Raw genomic sequence first — 14,292 nt, forward strand, 5'->3', positions numbered from 1 at the left:
CCCTGATTCACTGATGTCCGGCGCAACCGGCCGGGAACGGCCCGTCCTGGCGCCAAAACCACCCAAATCGGGCCGTACTGCAGGATTTTCGCCGCATTTAGTGGCTGAACTTGGTCCGAAAAGCCGCTGTACCGGTGGACATCTCAGGTTTTGTCTGATACATCCGCGCCCTCAAGGTTAGGGGCTTGTGCTTTTTGCCATCCCCTTTGCTTATCAGAATTCAAATCCGATCCACTGAAGAGGATGCCGCGTGCAGGTTCTCGTTCGCGATAACAATGTCGACCAAGCCCTGAAGGCGCTGAAGAAGAAGATGCAGCGCGAGGGCATTTTCCGCGAGATGAAGCTCCGCGGTCACTACGAGAAGCCCTCCGAGAAGAAGGCCCGTGAAAAGGCCGAAGCCGTGCGCCGCGCGCGCAAGCTGGCCCGCAAGAAGCTGCAGCGCGAAGGCCTGCTGCCGATGAAGCCGAAGCCGGTGTTCGGCGCCGGCCCCGGTGGCGAGCGTGGTGGCCGTGGCGGCCCCGGTGCAGGTCCGCGCGGACCGCGCTGATCTTGCCGATCGTGCAGGACTGAGTTTTCGATAACGCGGGCTCCTGGCCCGCGTTATTATTTTGTGAGCGGTGCCCTTCTGGGACGGGCACTACAGATACGGCGCCAAAGCACGATGCCAATAGGATTTATTTGTCATCGCGCGTTAGGTTTATGTTTGAGCATGATCTCCGCGCCAACGCATTCGGCGTTTGTCGCAAGGGAAAACCGCTGCAGACTTTTCCGGATCCTGCTCTAGCGCGAGCGAACCGTAGATGGCCTCTTCCTTCCCCGAGCCCGGCTTGGCGCGGCTACGCCAGATCTGGCGCCAGCCGGTCGCTCTGACCTTGATGGGGATCGCACTGTGCGGCTGCTCGTTCGATCTGGGCTCGCTGGGGCCGGAGAAGGACAAGCCGCAGGAAGCACCCAAGGCTGCGGCGACTGCCCCGGATAGCGCGGTCAGTGCCGGCAACGTCACTGAGGCCCAGACCCACACGGCAAAGGCGCAGGCCCTGGCGAAGGCGGGCGAGACGCAGGCCGCGCTGGATGAATTCAATCGCGCCGTGGCGCTCGATCCCTACAATGCACAGGCGCTCTACGGCCGCGCTCTGCTCTATCAGAGCAACAACGAGCACGATTTTGCGATCGCGGATTTCGGTGCCGCCAGCGGGCTCAATCCGCAGAAGGCCGAGCCACTGCTCGGCCGCGCCGTCAGCTATCTCGCCATCGGCAAGGTCAAGGAGGCCGCAGCCGATCTCGACGAGGCCTCCGAAGCCGAACCGCACAATGCCCAGGTCTGGACGACCAGGGGGCAGGCCTATGAGCGGCTGGGCGACAAGGCCAAAGCGGCTGCTTCCTACAACAGGGCGGTCGCGCTACGCCCACGCGATGACGCCGCCCGCAGCGGCTTGGCCCGCGTCGGCGGCTGATCGGAGGGCAAAAACGCCGCCCTAATCGGGGGTGGCGCTCTTCGGCAGGACGGCGTGGAACATCGACTTCATGCCCGACAACATCTCGTCGGCGACATTGGTCTTGGGGCGCGGCACAGGCGCGCCGGCATCGGCGCGCAGGTCGAGCGGCGGAGCAATCACCGGAACGGGGATATCGGCCGGCGGAGTCAGCCGATTCGGGTTGTCGTTGCTGATCGAGGCCGTATAGGGCGGATTCGCCTGCGACGCGGCGCCATTACCATAGGCATCCGGTGAAGGCGTCGACACATTGATCGGCGGCGGCAGGGGTCGCACCGTCGTCGGCACCGCTGTCACGATACGGGGCGCCTCCGGCGTGCGGGACACGTCCTGAATCGCCGGCTCCGGCGTCCGCTCGACCGACTTGACCTCAGATTTGGCCTCGGCGGCTTTCTCGGCGGCCTTGCCCTCGGGCGACTTGCGCAGGCGCTCGATGGCGGCCCGGGCGAGATCGTTAGCGTCGGGACCAGCGGCCGGCGATGCAGCAGCCGGCGCCGAATTGGCCTCAACCACCGGCGCCGCCGGGGTCGGCTTGGCGACCGCCTTGTCGTGGGCGGGGCTGCGAGCGACATCCGCGGCCTTGAGTTCGGCAGGCTTCTCCGCGACTGGCTTGTCCGCCGCGCCCTTCTCGGAAATGCTCTTCTCGGAGACACCCTTGGCCTTGACGCCGGGACCCGGGAGATTGGCCACCTCGGCGGGCTTCTTGCCGCCTTCGGCAGGCGTCACCACCGCGGCCGGCGTGTCCGCAGCCGGCTTGGCGTTGATGTAGTGATTAACGATGTACGCCCCGATGATCGTCGCGAGCACCGAAGGGAAAATATCCGTCGAAATCTTAGCGAGGTATTTCAGCATTTCTCGGCCACTCCCCGCGCGATCTGATGCGGGAACTTTGGGGCATTGTAAGGGATCAACTGCGACGGATCGATGGCAAAGGTTACGCGCGCCTTACGGCTTCAGCTCAATCTCAAGGAACACGATCTCGGTTGAGGTTTCGTTAAGTACGTCGTGCTGGACGCCGGCCTTGCGGAAATAGGATTTTCCGGCCGAAATCTGCGCCTTGGAACGCTCCCCATTGGGCGCAACGATGGTCATCTCGCCGGCGACCACGGGAACGATCACATAGTCCATCCCATGGGTGTGGTGCCCGGTCGCGCTGCCCGGGGCGAGCCGCCATTCGGTCACCCGGACCTCGTCATTGTCGACCTGAATCTCGGACTTGGCGGCAAGCATCTCAAACCTCTCTGGGGGCACTTCAGGGCACAAACACCATGAACACGTAGACCGCAAATACCACCATATGGACCAGCCCGAACAGGACGTTGGTCCTGCCCGTGCCGAAGGTCAGCATGCTGAGCAAGAATGTCAGGAACAACAGGGCCGTATTCTGGGGATTGAGGCCCAGCACCAGCGGCTGGTCGAGCGCATAGGTGGCGATCCCGACCGCCGGGATGGTCAGGCCGATGGTGGCCAGCGAGGAACCGAGCGCCAGGTTAATGCTCTTCTGGAGGTCGTTTTTGCGGGCCGCGGCGATCGCCGATACGCCCTCCGGCATCAGGATCAGGAGCGCGACCAAAAGGCCCGCAAACGCCGGTGGAGCACCGATCCTGTCGGCGACGGCGTCCACCACCAGCGAAAATTTCTTGGCAAGGAGAACGACGGCCAGCAGCGAGATCAGCAGCAGCACGATGCTGAGCGCCAGCATCCTGCCCGACAAATGAGCCTGTCCGACCTCGCCGTCCACCCTCTCGTGGACGAAGTAATCCTTGTGCAGGACGGTCTGGGTATAGAGAAACACGCCATACAGCACGATCGTGACGACATCGACAAAGCCGAGTTGAAGCGTCGAATAGACCGGGCCGGGCGTCGTCAGCGTGTAATTGGGCATGATCAAAGTAATGGTCGCCAGTGCAATCAGCCCACTGAGATAGACGTTGGCGCCAGAGACCTGAAAGCCCTGCTCGCGGTAACGAAGTCCGCCGATGAAGACGCAGAGGCCGACGAGGCCATTGCAGACGATCATCACCACCGCAAAGACGGTGTCGCGCGCAAGCTCCGGCGCGGGCTTGTCGCCGAGCATGATCGTGGTGATGAGCGCGACCTCGATGATGGTCACCGCGAGCGTGAGCAGCAGCGTGCCGAAGGGCTCGCCGATTCGCTCCGCGATCACCTCGGAATGATGCACGGCCGCGAACACGGTCCCGAACAGGATCACCAGCAGGACGATCGCAAACACGCCGCCGCCGGGAGACAGGGTGAAGCCGTAGCCGGTCACGGTGACGATCAGGAACAGCAGCACCGCCAGGGCGGGGAAGATCCAGGACGACCGCGGCATCGGTCCGTGTGCACTCATACAGGCGATTCCTTCATAAGCCGGACCAATTATGCGCGAGAACATCGCGCCCGTCAGCCCTCAACCACCATTGATGAACTGTCGCGCGATCTCGATAGCACCGAAGCTGGCGAGATCGTCGTGACCGCCGCCTTCCACGCGAAAGAACCGCTTCGGTTCGTGGGCCAACGCAAACAGGCGCTCGCCGAACACGAACGGCACCGTCTGATCCTCGGTGCCATGCATGATCAGCAGCGGCACCGTGACGCGCACGATGCGCCGATCGGAATGAAACGGGTCGCGCATCAGCAAGCGGACCGGGGCGAACCAGTAGCGCGGCGCCACGACATCGGCGATCGATGTGTAGGCAGCTTCGAGCACGAGCTTTCCGATCGCCCGCTCCGATGCGATTGCGACCGCAACACCTGTCCCGAGCGAGAAGCCCCAGGCGACGATGCGTTGCGGCTCGTAGCGGGCCGTCGCGAATGAATAGGCCGCTGCAGCGTCGCGCAGCAGGCCCTCCTCGCTCGGCGCGCCGGTCGAACCCGCATAGCCGCGATAGGACAGCGCGACCAGACCGGTGCCGTCAGCCGTCATGGCCTTGAAGCGCCCGACCAAACCGGCGAGAAAATCGCCATTCCCATGGAAGAAAAGGATCACGGGGCGGCCGGGCCGCGCCGGCACGTGCCAGACGATGACCTTCTCGCCATCGGACGCCGTCAGGATGTGCTCCTCGGCTTGCGGAAAGCCGGCGTCGGCAGGCACCGTCCGCGTGATGGTCGGGATGGGAAACAGCATGTCGCGCTGCCTGAGATAGAGCAGCATGAGACCGGCGAGATAGCCGGCCGCAAGGATGATGGCGATCCATCTGATGACAGTCATGCCGGCAGGAATCTCACCTCAGCCGCACACCGTCCATGGACGGCGCGCCGTATGACGCGCCGTTCCCGCGCGATGTTACATCGCCTTGACGATGTTCTCGGTGACCTTCTTGGCGTCACCGAGCAGCATCATGGTGTTGTCGCGGTAGAACAGCGGGTTGTCGATACCGGCATAACCCGACGCCAGCGACCGCTTGATGAACATCACCGTGCCGGCCTTCCAGACCTGCAGCACCGGCATGCCGTAGATCGGCGAGGTCTTGTCCTCTTCGGCCGCCGGATTGGTGACGTCGTTGGCGCCAATCACGAAGGCGATGTCGGCCTGCGCGAACTCCGAGTTGATGTCCTCGAGCTCGAACACCTCGTCATAGGGCACGTTGGCTTCGGCCAACAGTACGTTCATGTGGCCGGGCATGCGGCCCGCGACCGGGTGAATGGCGTATTTCACCTCGACGCCTTCCTTCTTCAGGATGTCGCCCATTTCGCGCAGCGCGTGCTGGGCCTGCGCCACCGCCATGCCGTAGCCGGGCACGATGATGACCTTCTGGGCGTTCTTCATGATGAAGGCCGCATCGTCGGCCGAACCGAGCTTGGCCGGCTTCTGCTCACCGCCCGCTCCGCCGCCGGCAGCTGCCGTCTCGCCGCCGAAGCCGCCGAGGATGACCGAAATGAAGGATCGGTTCATCGCGTGGCACATGATGTAGGAGAGGATCGCGCCCGACGAGCCGACCAGCGCGCCGGTGATGATCAGCGCCGAATTGCCGAGGGTGAAGCCGATGCCGGCCGCGGCCCAGCCGGAGTAGGAGTTCAGCATCGAGATCACGACCGGCATGTCGGCGCCGCCGATCGGGATGATCATGAGCACGCCGAGCGCCAGCGCCAGGATGACGATCAGCCAGAAATCGAACGCGCTGCCCGACATCACCAGCCCGACGATGAAGACGACGAGCGCGATCGCAAGCCCGATGTTGATGACGTGGCGGAACGGCAGGATGATCGGCGCGCCGCTCATCCGCGCGGACAGCTTCAGGAATGCGATCACCGAACCGGTGAAGGTCAGCGCGCCGATGGCGACGCCGAGCGACATCTCGACCAGGCTTTGCGCATGGATGTTGCCGGGAGTTCCGATATCGAAGGCCTCGGGCGCGTAGAACGCGCCGGCGGCGACCAGCACGGCGGCCATACCGACCAGCGAGTGGAAGGCGGCGACCAGCTCCGGCATCGAGGTCATCGGCACGCGGCGCGCGATCACCGCACCGATTGCGCCGCCGATCGCGATGCCGACAATCACCAGCACCCAGGCGAGACCGTCGGCCGGCGGATGATTGGCCAGCGTGGTGGCGACCGCGATCGCCATGCCGATCATGCCGAACAAATTGCCCTGGCGCGACGACGCCGGGCTCGAAAGTCCGCGCAGCGACAGGATGAAAAGCACCCCCGCCACGAGATACAAGAATGCAGAGAGGTTGGCGCTCATCTCAGGTCCCCATTGATCCCATCAGCCCGAGGTGGCCGCTCACTTCGACTTCTTCTTGTACATCCCCAGCATGCGCTGGGTGACAAGGAAGCCGCCGAAAATATTGATGCAGGCGAAGATCAGCGCCACGAAGCCGAAGGCACGCGCCCAGCCCGAACCGCTCGACACGTTGGCAACACCGCCGGCCAGCAACGCGCCGACCACGATCACGGAGGAGATCGCGTTGGTGACGCTCATCAGCGGCGTATGCAACGCCGGCGTCACCGACCACACCACGAAATAGCCGACGAAGACGGCGAGGACGAAAATCGACAGCCGGAAGACGAAGGGGTCGACGACCTGTGCAGCATGCTCCATGACGGATCTCCTTACGCCCGATTAAGCTGACTTGGGCTGGAAGTTCGGGTGGATCACGGCGCCGTCCCTGGTCAGCGCAGTGGCCTTGACGAGTTCGTCGTCCCAGTTGACGGCGAGCTTCTTCTCTTTCTTGTCGACCATGGTCTCGATGAAGGAGAACAAATTGCGTGCGTAGAGGCTGGAGGCCGAGGCCGCGACGCGGCCGGCGACATTGGTGTAGCCGACGATCTTGATGCCATCGAGATCGACGACCTCGCCGGGCCTCGCGCCCTCGACATTGCCGCCGCGCTCGACGGCGAGATCGACCAGCACCGAACCCGGCTTCATCGACTTGACCATCTCGGCGCTGACGAGCTTCGGGGCGGGCCGGCCCGGGATCAGCGCGGTGGTGATGACGATGTCCTGCTTCTTGATGTGCTCGGCGGTGAGCGCGGCCTGCTTGGCCTGATATTCCTTCGACATTTCCTTGGCGTAGCCGCCGGCGGTCTGCGCGTTCTTGAACTCCTCGTCCTCGACGGCGAGGAATTTTGCGCCGAGCGATTCGACCTGCTCCTTCGTGGCGGGCCGCACGTCGGTCGCGGTGACGACGGCGCCCAGGCGCCGCGCGGTCGCGATCGCCTGGAGGCCGGCAACGCCGACGCCCATCACGAACACCTTCGCCGCCGGTACGGTGCCGGCCGCCGTCATCATCATCGGGAAGGCGCGGCCGAAGGCCTCGGCGCCTTCGATCACGGCGCGATAGCCGGCAAGGTTCGCCTGCGAGGACAGTACGTCCATCACCTGTGCGCGCGTGATGCGCGGCATCAATTCCATCGCGAAGGCAGACACCCCGGCATCGGCGATCGTCTTCAGCGCGGCCTCGTTGCCATAGGGATCCATGATGGCGATGACGAGTGCGCCGCGCTTGTACTGCGAAAGCTCGGAAGCCTCGGGACGCCTCACCTTGATGATAATGTCCGCGTCCTTCAGCGCATCGGCGCTGACCGTGGCACCCACCGCGGTGAATTCGGAATCCGGCAGGCCTGACTTGATGCCGGCACCCGGCTCGACGGCGATCTCCGCGCCCAGCGCCTTGAACTTCTTCACCGTATCAGGCGAAGCGGCAACACGCGGCTCAGACGGATCGATTTCCTTGGCAACGGCGATCTTCATAGGCCCTCCGGCGACGCGGGACAAAGCGCGCACGCGAACTTAGCGTCACTCCCGCAACGTTGGATACCGGTTTTGGCACCGGCTTGAATGCAATTTTTATGAGCACCGACGACGATGGCGGTGCAACAGACGATGGATCATGTCAGGAAGATCGCCATCAGGATGACGATGAGCGCGACCGAGGCCGTGCCGTACTTCACCAGCTTGATGAAGCCTTCATAGGTCTGCTCGTGGGCAACGTAGTCGTTGCCGTCGGCCGTGGTGTACGCCACTTCGCTATGGTCCGCCATGGATTGTCCCCAGTCGCAAGTCGAATTCTTCGGCTGGGATACCTTAAACCTTCGGGCAGGGCAACGGCACCGAGGCGCCGTTTTCCCGCAAATCGGTTCATTTGGATTTCCAATCAGTTAGGGAAGCCAATTCCGCCTCAGCCCATGGACTCCAGCTCGTCGATCATAGCGGCGATCACCGAGAGCCCGCCGTCCCAGAATTTCGGGTCCTTGGCATCGAGTCCGAACGGGCGCAGCAGCTCCGAATAGTGCTTGGTGCCGCCGGCGGCGAGCATGTCGAGATAACGCTCGGCAAAGCCCTCGGCCGCGTTCTCGTAGACGGCATAGAGCGAGTTCACGAGGCAATCGCCGAAGGCATAGGCGTAAACATAGAACGGCGAGTGGATGAAGTGCGGGATATACATCCAGTAATTCTCGTAGCCCGCCTTGATCTCGATCGCCGGCCCCAGGCTTTCGCCCTGCACCGACAGCCAGAGCTCGCCGAGCCGCGTCGCGGTGAGCTCGCCGTTCTTGCGCTCGGTGTGGACCGCGCGCTCGAACGAATAGAAAGCAATTTGCCGCACGACGGTATTGATCATGTCCTCGACCTTGCCGGCGAGCAGCGCCTGGCGCTGCTTCGCGCTCTTGGTCTGCGCCAGCAGCCGCCGGAAGGTCAGCATCTCGCCAAATACGCTGGCCGTCTCGGCCAGCGTCAGCGGCGTCGGCGCCATCAGCGCGCCGTTCCTGGCGGCTAGCACCTGGTGCACCCCGTGGCCGAGTTCGTGCGCGAGGGTCATCACGTCGCGCGGCTTGCCCTGGTAGTTCATCAGCACATAGGGGTGGGCCGACGGCGTGGTCGGATGCGAGAAGGCGCCCGGCGCCTTGCCCGGACGCACCGGCGCATCAATCCAGCGGTCCGTGAAGAAGCGCTCGGCGATGTCGGCCATCTTGGGCGAGAAGCCGCGATAGGCCGTCAGCACCATGTTGCGCGCATCGGGCCAGCCGATAACATCGGTCGCGGCGAATGGCAGCGGCGCGTTGCGGTCCCAATAAGCGAGCCGCTTCTTGCCGAACCATTTCGCCTTCAGCGCATAATAACGATGCGACAGTCTTGGATAGGCCGCACGCACGGAGGCAACCAGCGCATCCACCACCTCGCGCTCGACGCGGTTGTTCAGATGGCGGGAATCGGCGACATCCTTGAAGCCGCGCCAGCGGTCCGAAATGTCCTTGTCCTTGGCCAGCGTGTTCGTGATCAGCGCAAAGGTGCGCTCGTTGGCCTTGAACGTCTTGGCGAGCGCTTCCGCCGCAGCCTTGCGCTTGGCGCCGTCGCGATCCTGCAGAAAATTGAGCGTCGGCTCGATCGCGAGCTCCTTCGAACCGACCTTGAAGCGCAGGCTGGAGATGGTCTGGTCGAACAGCCGGTTGAAGGCGGAGTAACCGGTCTGCGCCTTCTCCAGGAACAGCTGCTCCAGCTTGTCCTCGAGCTGGTACGGCTTCTCCTTGCGCAGATCCTCGATCCACGGACGGTAGTGCGCGAGTTCTGGCGTCTGCATCGCGCGAGTCAAAATATCGTCATCGACGCGGTTGAGCTCGAGCGCGAAGAACAACAGATGCGTCGACGCCGCCGTCAGTCGCTCGGAGACGTCGCCGTAAAACTTTGAAATCGCAGGGTCCACGCTGTCGCCGGCATGAACGAGACCGGCATAGGAGCCGAGCCGGCCGGCGAGATCGTCGATCGCTTCATAGCGACGCACGGCTTCCGCGAGCCATTTTCCGCCATCTTCGTTTGCTGTGCCTGTTGCAAGCTTGCCCTTGTAGTCCGTCTCGAACGCGACGCAATCGGCATCCATGGTTGCAAGATCGCGCGCCACTTCCGGTGCGTCGATGCCGGAATAGAGATCGGCGAGGTTCCACTCGGGAAGCTTGCCCGTCTTGCTGGCAGGCTTTGCGAGCGAAGACTTGGCAAGCGAAGACTTGGCGGAGGGTTTTGCCTTGGTAGCCGACTTCTTGGTGGCGGATGTCTTGGTGGCTGGCTTGCGGACGGCAGCTTTGGAGCGCGAATTCATTGTGTGGGAAACCTGTGTTCAACAATCGCTGCGGCGGGCGGGGGCAGCAAGGTTTAAGAGTGCGTTAATCGGCTTCGGCCAGAGTGACCCGATTCGAGACAGATAGTAGTAGCGTGCGGGGAGCACCATGGCTGCCAGTATTTTGATCGCCGACGACGACGCCGTAGCCCGCCGCCTGGTCGAGAACATGGTGCAGAAATGCGGCTATGAGACGATCGTCGTTGAGTCCGGCGACGCCGCGATATCAGCCCTCACCGCCCCCGACGCACCCGCTGTCGACGCCGTGATCCTCGATCTCGTGATGCCCGGCCTCGACGGCATGGGCGTGCTGGCGAAAATCCGCGAGGCGGGCCTGAACGTGCCCGTCATCGTGCAGACCGCCCATGGCGGCATAGACAATGTGATCTCGGCGATGCGCGCCGGTGCGGCCGATTTCGTGGTCAAGCCGGTCGGCCTGGAGCGGCTCCAGGTCTCCTTGCGCAACGCGCTCAACACCTCCGCGCTCAAGGGCGAATTGCAGCGCATCCGTCACAGCCGCGAGGGCCGGCTGACCTTCTCCGACATCATCACGCGCGCCGAGGCGATGACGGGCGTGATGCGGGCGGCGCAAAAGGCGGCAAACTCCTCGATCCCCGTGCTGATCGAGGGCGAGTCCGGAGTCGGCAAAGAGATGTTCGCGCGCGCCATCCACGGCAGCGGCGAACGCAAGGCAAAGCCCTTCGTCGCGGTCAATTGCGGCGCGATCCCCGACAATCTCGTCGAGTCCATCCTGTTCGGCCACGAGAAGGGCGCGTTCACCGGCGCCACTGACAGACACATCGGCAAGTTCCTCGAGGCCCACGGCGGCACGCTCTTTCTCGACGAGGTCAGCGAGCTGCCGCTGACTGCGCAGGTCAAGCTGCTCCGCGCGCTCCAGGAAGGTGCGGTCGAAGCTGTCGGCGGCCGCAAGCCCGTGAAGGTTGACGTCCGCATCATCTCTGCGACCAATCGCAGGCTGCTGGAACGGGTCAAGCAGGGCCATTTCCGCGAAGATCTGTTCTATCGCCTGCACGTGCTGCCGCTGACGATACCCTCGCTCAAGTCCCGGCGCGAAGACATCCCGCATCTGCTGCGGCATTTCCTGGCGCGCTTTGCCGCCGAGGAGAACCGCTCGATCTCCGGCATCAAGGGCGAGGCCGTGGCGCATCTCGCCCAGCTTGATTGGCCCGGCAACATCCGCCAACTCGAAAACGCGGTTTACCGCGCGGTGGTGATGAGCGAGGGCGACCAGCTCGGTCTCGACGATTTCCCACTGCTGGCGTCGCATCCGCATTCCGCAAGCGAGATTCCGACCGCTCCGCTGATGATTGAGCCGATCGTAGCCCCCTCGGTGGTATCAGGTAGCGAAATACCGATCGCGCCGCTGGCCTCGACAGGATCCCTCTCGATGTTGACCGCAACCGGCGATGTCCGTCCGCTCGAGGAGATGGAGAACGAGATCATCCGCTTCGCCATCTCGCACTACCGCGGACAGATGTCCGAGGTGGCGCGTCGTCTCAAGATCGGCAGGTCCACGCTCTACCGCAAACTCGACGAAGCCGGGGTTCCCGGCCATGGCGGAAAAAGCGGCGAGGAGACGCACTGAACCTCATGCGAAAAGAGGCTCGCGGGCTTCGATGAGGCGCTCGCAACCCGTTGAATCAAGACAAAATTCGGCGCCGGCCAAAACCGTGACTTGGAAGTGACAGACAGCGGAAAAGCGCGTGGTCAGGCTGCACAATCCGTTGCAAACGCGCTGTCTTGAAGTCAGTTTGTCGTGAGTTTCCCGGGGTAGCGCTGGCTGCAAAAGCGGGGCCTGTATATCGTCTGCGTAGGAATCGTTGCGTGCAGGCGTGCAACTTTCAAGAGGCCGGCGCGATTTAGCCGAAGCTCAATTAGGCGATAACGAAAGCTGTTCCACGAGGGACAGTTCACCCGAGGGGTGCGACACAATGCGTGACTGTTTGAACCACCGTGCAGGCTTTGACCGCGTTTTGACGGCGGTCGCGGCGACCTTCCTCACGGTATCGGCCGGCTCGGCGCTGGCACAGGATCAGGCGCGCAGCAGTGCCGCCGAGCTCGCGATCGAAGCCGCGATCCCGCGCCCCGAGCCTGCAAACGTCCCGCCCCCGACCGCCGCCGACATCAAGCTCGACACCACCGCCACCGTCCAGGACGCTCCCAAGGACTCCTCCAAGGATGCGGCAAAGGATGCGGCCTCGGAAACGGCGAAGCAGCCGGTGAAAGCTGAAGCCGCACCGGCCCCCGGGAAAGTCGACACCAAGCCTGCCGACGTCGCCACGACGCCCGCCACCGAGGCGCCGAAGAGCGAAACGGCCAAGACGGAGCCCGCACGCACCGAGCCCGCCAAATCTGAGCCCGCCAAAGCCGACACCGCGGCAGCACCGGCGTCCGCTCCCACGGCACCCGCGGCGGCAGCAGCGCCCCAGGCTTCTGAGCCCGTGAAGGCCGCGAGCAATGTTCCCGCCGCCGACCAGCCGGTCGCCGACAAGATCAAGGACATCATCGGCGCCAAGACCTCGCGCCATTTCGACCGCAAGAACGAGCGCGCGGCCGTTGAGAAGTTTTACGGCGCCCGCGACTTCGCGCCGGTCTGGACTCAAGCCGGCAGCCTGACCGCTGCGGCCAAGGGCGTGATCGCCCGGCTGAAAGATGCGGCTTCCGACGGTCTCAATCCCGCCGACTATCCTGTGCCGGACTTCGCCGCCGCCACGACGCCCGACGCGCTCGCCGACGCCGAGCTGAAGCTCACCGCCAGCATGCTCGACTATGCGCGCCAGGCGCAGAGCGGCCGCATGCACTGGTCGCAGGTCAGCGCCGACATCCTCTATCCCGAGCATCCGGTCGATCCGAGCGAAGTGCTCGCCAAGGTGACGACGGCGGCCGACGCCTCGGCTGCGCTCGACAGCTACAACCCACCGCAGAAGCTCTACAAGGAGCTGAAGGCGCAACTCGCCAAGCTCCGCGGTCAGGGCGATGGTCCGGTGATCGAGATCGCCGACGGCCCCGCGCTCAAGTACACGCCCGCCAAGGGCAAGAAGCAGGCTGAAATCGTGGTGCAGGATCCGCGCGTGCCGCAGCTCCGCGCCAAGCTCGGCATCACCGAGAACGCCAGCGACGACCACTATGACGCAACGGTCGCCGAAGCCGTCCGCAAGTTCCAGGACGGCGCCGAGATGAAGGCGACCGGCGTGCTCGACGCGCAGACCGTCAAGGCGCTGAACAGCCCGAAGCGCGACAAGCAGATCGACACGGTGCTGGTGAACATGGAGCGCTGGCGCTGGCTGCCGCGCGATCTCGGCGTTCCCTCGCTCGGCGATGCCTATGTCATCCTCAACATTCCCGACTACACGTTGAAGGTGATGCAGCGCGGCCAGCAGGTCTGGACCACCCGCGTCGTCACCGGCAAGCCGGGCCAGCACGCGACGCCCCTTCTGACCGAGACGATGAAGTACATCACGGTCAACCCGACCTGGAACGTGCCGCCGTCGATCGTCTATGGCGAATATCTGCCTGCGCTGCAGCAGGACCCGACCGTGCTTCAGCGCATGGGCCTGAAGCTCGAGCAGAACCGCGACGGCTCGGTGCACATCTCCCAGCCGCCCGGCGAAGCCAACGCGCTCGGGCGCATCCGCTTCAACTTCCCGAACAAATTCCTGGTCTATCAGCACGACACGCCGGACAAGTACCTGTTCGCCAAGGAGGAGCGCGCCTTCAGCCACGGCTGCATGCGCGTGCAGAACCCGGATCAGTACGCCTCCGTGCTGCTCAACATCGCCATGCCGAACGAGAAGTACACGCCGGAGCGCATTCGCGGCATGTACGGCTCGGGTGAGATCGACCTGAAATTCCCGACCCCGATCCCGGTAAACATCACCTACCAGACTGCTTTCGTGGACGATGGCGGCAAGCTGCAGTTCCGCAAGGACGTCTATGGCCGCGACGCGACCATGATCAACATCCTGAAGAACGGCCGCGGCAAGGACCTCGAGAACGTCGTCGCCCACTCGCAGCCGAGCTACTCGCGCCCGGCAACGACGCTGCCCTCCGGCGTCGCGATCGCCAATAATGGCGGCGGCTTCGGCTCATCGGGTCCGAACTTCTTCGAACGCCTGTTCGGCGGTGGGGCCCCTGCCCAGCCACCGGCCCCGGTCGGCCGCAAGCCGCAGCGGGTGTTTACCCGCTGAGCACCGACACCGGCGCCTCACAGCCTGAAATTCTTCAAT

At 64.0% G+C, this 14,292-nt stretch carries 13 protein-coding genes; 4 read left to right on the forward strand and 9 right to left on the reverse strand.

Annotated elements, in window-relative coordinates:
* Nucleotides 1–250: 250 nt before the first annotated feature.
* Nucleotides 251–547, forward strand: a complete 297-nt coding sequence (rpsU, locus tag JQ621_RS27215) for a 30S ribosomal protein S21 (RefSeq protein ID WP_027545547.1) — start codon at nt 251–253, stop codon at nt 545–547.
* 253 nt (nt 548–800) lie between these two features.
* Nucleotides 801–1,454 carry a tetratricopeptide repeat protein gene (locus JQ621_RS27220; RefSeq protein WP_212238991.1) on the forward strand — a complete coding sequence of 218 codons (654 nt, stop codon included), beginning with the start codon at nt 801–803 and terminating at the stop codon, nt 1,452–1,454.
* Between the two features lie 21 nt (nt 1,455–1,475).
* Here JQ621_RS27220 and JQ621_RS27225 read toward each other — a convergent pair whose 3' ends face one another.
* From JQ621_RS27225 to JQ621_RS27265, 9 genes are all read right to left on the reverse strand, one after another.
* On the reverse strand, nt 1,476–2,345 hold the full coding sequence (locus JQ621_RS27225) for a hypothetical protein (RefSeq protein WP_212238993.1): 870 nt from the start codon (nt 2,343–2,345) through the stop codon (nt 1,476–1,478).
* 93 nt (nt 2,346–2,438) lie between these two features.
* Nucleotides 2,439–2,723, reverse strand: a complete 285-nt coding sequence (locus JQ621_RS27230; protein WP_212238994.1) for a cupin domain-containing protein — start codon at nt 2,721–2,723, stop codon at nt 2,439–2,441.
* A gap of 22 nt (nt 2,724–2,745) precedes the next feature.
* Complete coding sequence (locus JQ621_RS27235; protein WP_212238996.1) at nt 2,746–3,843, reverse strand: calcium:cation antiporter; 1,098 nt, start codon at nt 3,841–3,843, stop codon at nt 2,746–2,748.
* 60 nt (nt 3,844–3,903) lie between these two features.
* Nucleotides 3,904–4,704: an alpha/beta hydrolase gene (locus tag JQ621_RS27240; RefSeq protein WP_212238998.1), complete on the reverse strand. Its 801-nt coding sequence runs from the start codon at nt 4,702–4,704 to the stop codon at nt 3,904–3,906.
* Between the two features lie 75 nt (nt 4,705–4,779).
* Nucleotides 4,780–6,180: an NAD(P)(+) transhydrogenase (Re/Si-specific) subunit beta gene (locus JQ621_RS27245; protein WP_212239001.1), complete on the reverse strand. Its 1,401-nt coding sequence runs from the start codon at nt 6,178–6,180 to the stop codon at nt 4,780–4,782.
* Nucleotides 6,181–6,219: 39 nt separating this feature from the next.
* Nucleotides 6,220–6,537 carry a proton-translocating transhydrogenase family protein gene (locus tag JQ621_RS27250; RefSeq protein WP_212239004.1) on the reverse strand — a complete coding sequence of 106 codons (318 nt, stop codon included), beginning with the start codon at nt 6,535–6,537 and terminating at the stop codon, nt 6,220–6,222.
* A 21-nt stretch (nt 6,538–6,558) separates the two neighbouring features.
* Entirely contained in the window at nt 6,559–7,689 is a 1,131-nt protein-coding gene (locus tag JQ621_RS27255) for a Re/Si-specific NAD(P)(+) transhydrogenase subunit alpha (protein ID WP_212239010.1), read from the reverse strand.
* 137 nt (nt 7,690–7,826) lie between these two features.
* Complete coding sequence (locus JQ621_RS27260) at nt 7,827–7,979, reverse strand: aa3-type cytochrome c oxidase subunit IV (RefSeq protein WP_008136857.1); 153 nt, start codon at nt 7,977–7,979, stop codon at nt 7,827–7,829.
* A 137-nt stretch (nt 7,980–8,116) separates the two neighbouring features.
* Complete coding sequence (locus JQ621_RS27265; RefSeq protein WP_212239013.1) at nt 8,117–10,027, reverse strand: M3 family oligoendopeptidase; 1,911 nt, start codon at nt 10,025–10,027, stop codon at nt 8,117–8,119.
* A gap of 127 nt (nt 10,028–10,154) precedes the next feature.
* Here JQ621_RS27265 and JQ621_RS27270 point away from each other — a divergent pair, with 127 nt between their 5' ends.
* Together JQ621_RS27270 and JQ621_RS27275 are read left to right on the forward strand one after the other, a co-directional pair.
* On the forward strand, nt 10,155–11,651 hold the full coding sequence (locus JQ621_RS27270) for a sigma-54-dependent transcriptional regulator (RefSeq protein ID WP_212239016.1): 1,497 nt from the start codon (nt 10,155–10,157) through the stop codon (nt 11,649–11,651).
* A gap of 346 nt (nt 11,652–11,997) precedes the next feature.
* On the forward strand, nt 11,998–14,253 hold the full coding sequence (locus tag JQ621_RS27275; protein ID WP_212239019.1) for a L,D-transpeptidase family protein: 2,256 nt from the start codon (nt 11,998–12,000) through the stop codon (nt 14,251–14,253).
* Nucleotides 14,254–14,292: the final 39 nt, after the last annotated feature.

This window comes from Bradyrhizobium manausense, assembly GCF_018129685.1.
GTDB classification, from domain to species: Bacteria; Pseudomonadota; Alphaproteobacteria; order Rhizobiales; family Xanthobacteraceae; genus Bradyrhizobium; species Bradyrhizobium manausense_D.

What these genes read in the sequence shown, in the direction of transcription:
- JQ621_RS27220 (WP_212238991.1), top strand. Translation starts at nt 801, where the DNA reads ATGGCCTCTTCCTTCCCCGAGCCCGGCTTGGCGCGGCTACGCCAGATC.
- JQ621_RS27225 (WP_212238993.1), bottom strand. Translation starts at nt 2,345, where the DNA reads ATGCTGAAATACCTCGCTAAGATTTCGACGGATATTTTCCCTTCGGTG.
- JQ621_RS27230 (WP_212238994.1), bottom strand. Translation starts at nt 2,723, where the DNA reads ATGCTTGCCGCCAAGTCCGAGATTCAGGTCGACAATGACGAGGTCCGG.
- JQ621_RS27235 (WP_212238996.1), bottom strand. Translation starts at nt 3,843, where the DNA reads ATGAGTGCACACGGACCGATGCCGCGGTCGTCCTGGATCTTCCCCGCC.
- JQ621_RS27240 (WP_212238998.1), bottom strand. Translation starts at nt 4,704, where the DNA reads ATGACTGTCATCAGATGGATCGCCATCATCCTTGCGGCCGGCTATCTC.
- JQ621_RS27245 (WP_212239001.1), bottom strand. Translation starts at nt 6,180, where the DNA reads ATGAGCGCCAACCTCTCTGCATTCTTGTATCTCGTGGCGGGGGTGCTT.
- JQ621_RS27250 (WP_212239004.1), bottom strand. Translation starts at nt 6,537, where the DNA reads ATGGAGCATGCTGCACAGGTCGTCGACCCCTTCGTCTTCCGGCTGTCG.
- JQ621_RS27255 (WP_212239010.1), bottom strand. Translation starts at nt 7,689, where the DNA reads ATGAAGATCGCCGTTGCCAAGGAAATCGATCCGTCTGAGCCGCGTGTT.
- JQ621_RS27260 (WP_008136857.1), bottom strand. Translation starts at nt 7,979, where the DNA reads ATGGCGGACCATAGCGAAGTGGCGTACACCACGGCCGACGGCAACGAC.
- JQ621_RS27265 (WP_212239013.1), bottom strand. Translation starts at nt 10,027, where the DNA reads ATGAATTCGCGCTCCAAAGCTGCCGTCCGCAAGCCAGCCACCAAGACA.
- JQ621_RS27270 (WP_212239016.1), top strand. Translation starts at nt 10,155, where the DNA reads ATGGCTGCCAGTATTTTGATCGCCGACGACGACGCCGTAGCCCGCCGC.
- JQ621_RS27275 (WP_212239019.1), top strand. Translation starts at nt 11,998, where the DNA reads ATGCGTGACTGTTTGAACCACCGTGCAGGCTTTGACCGCGTTTTGACG.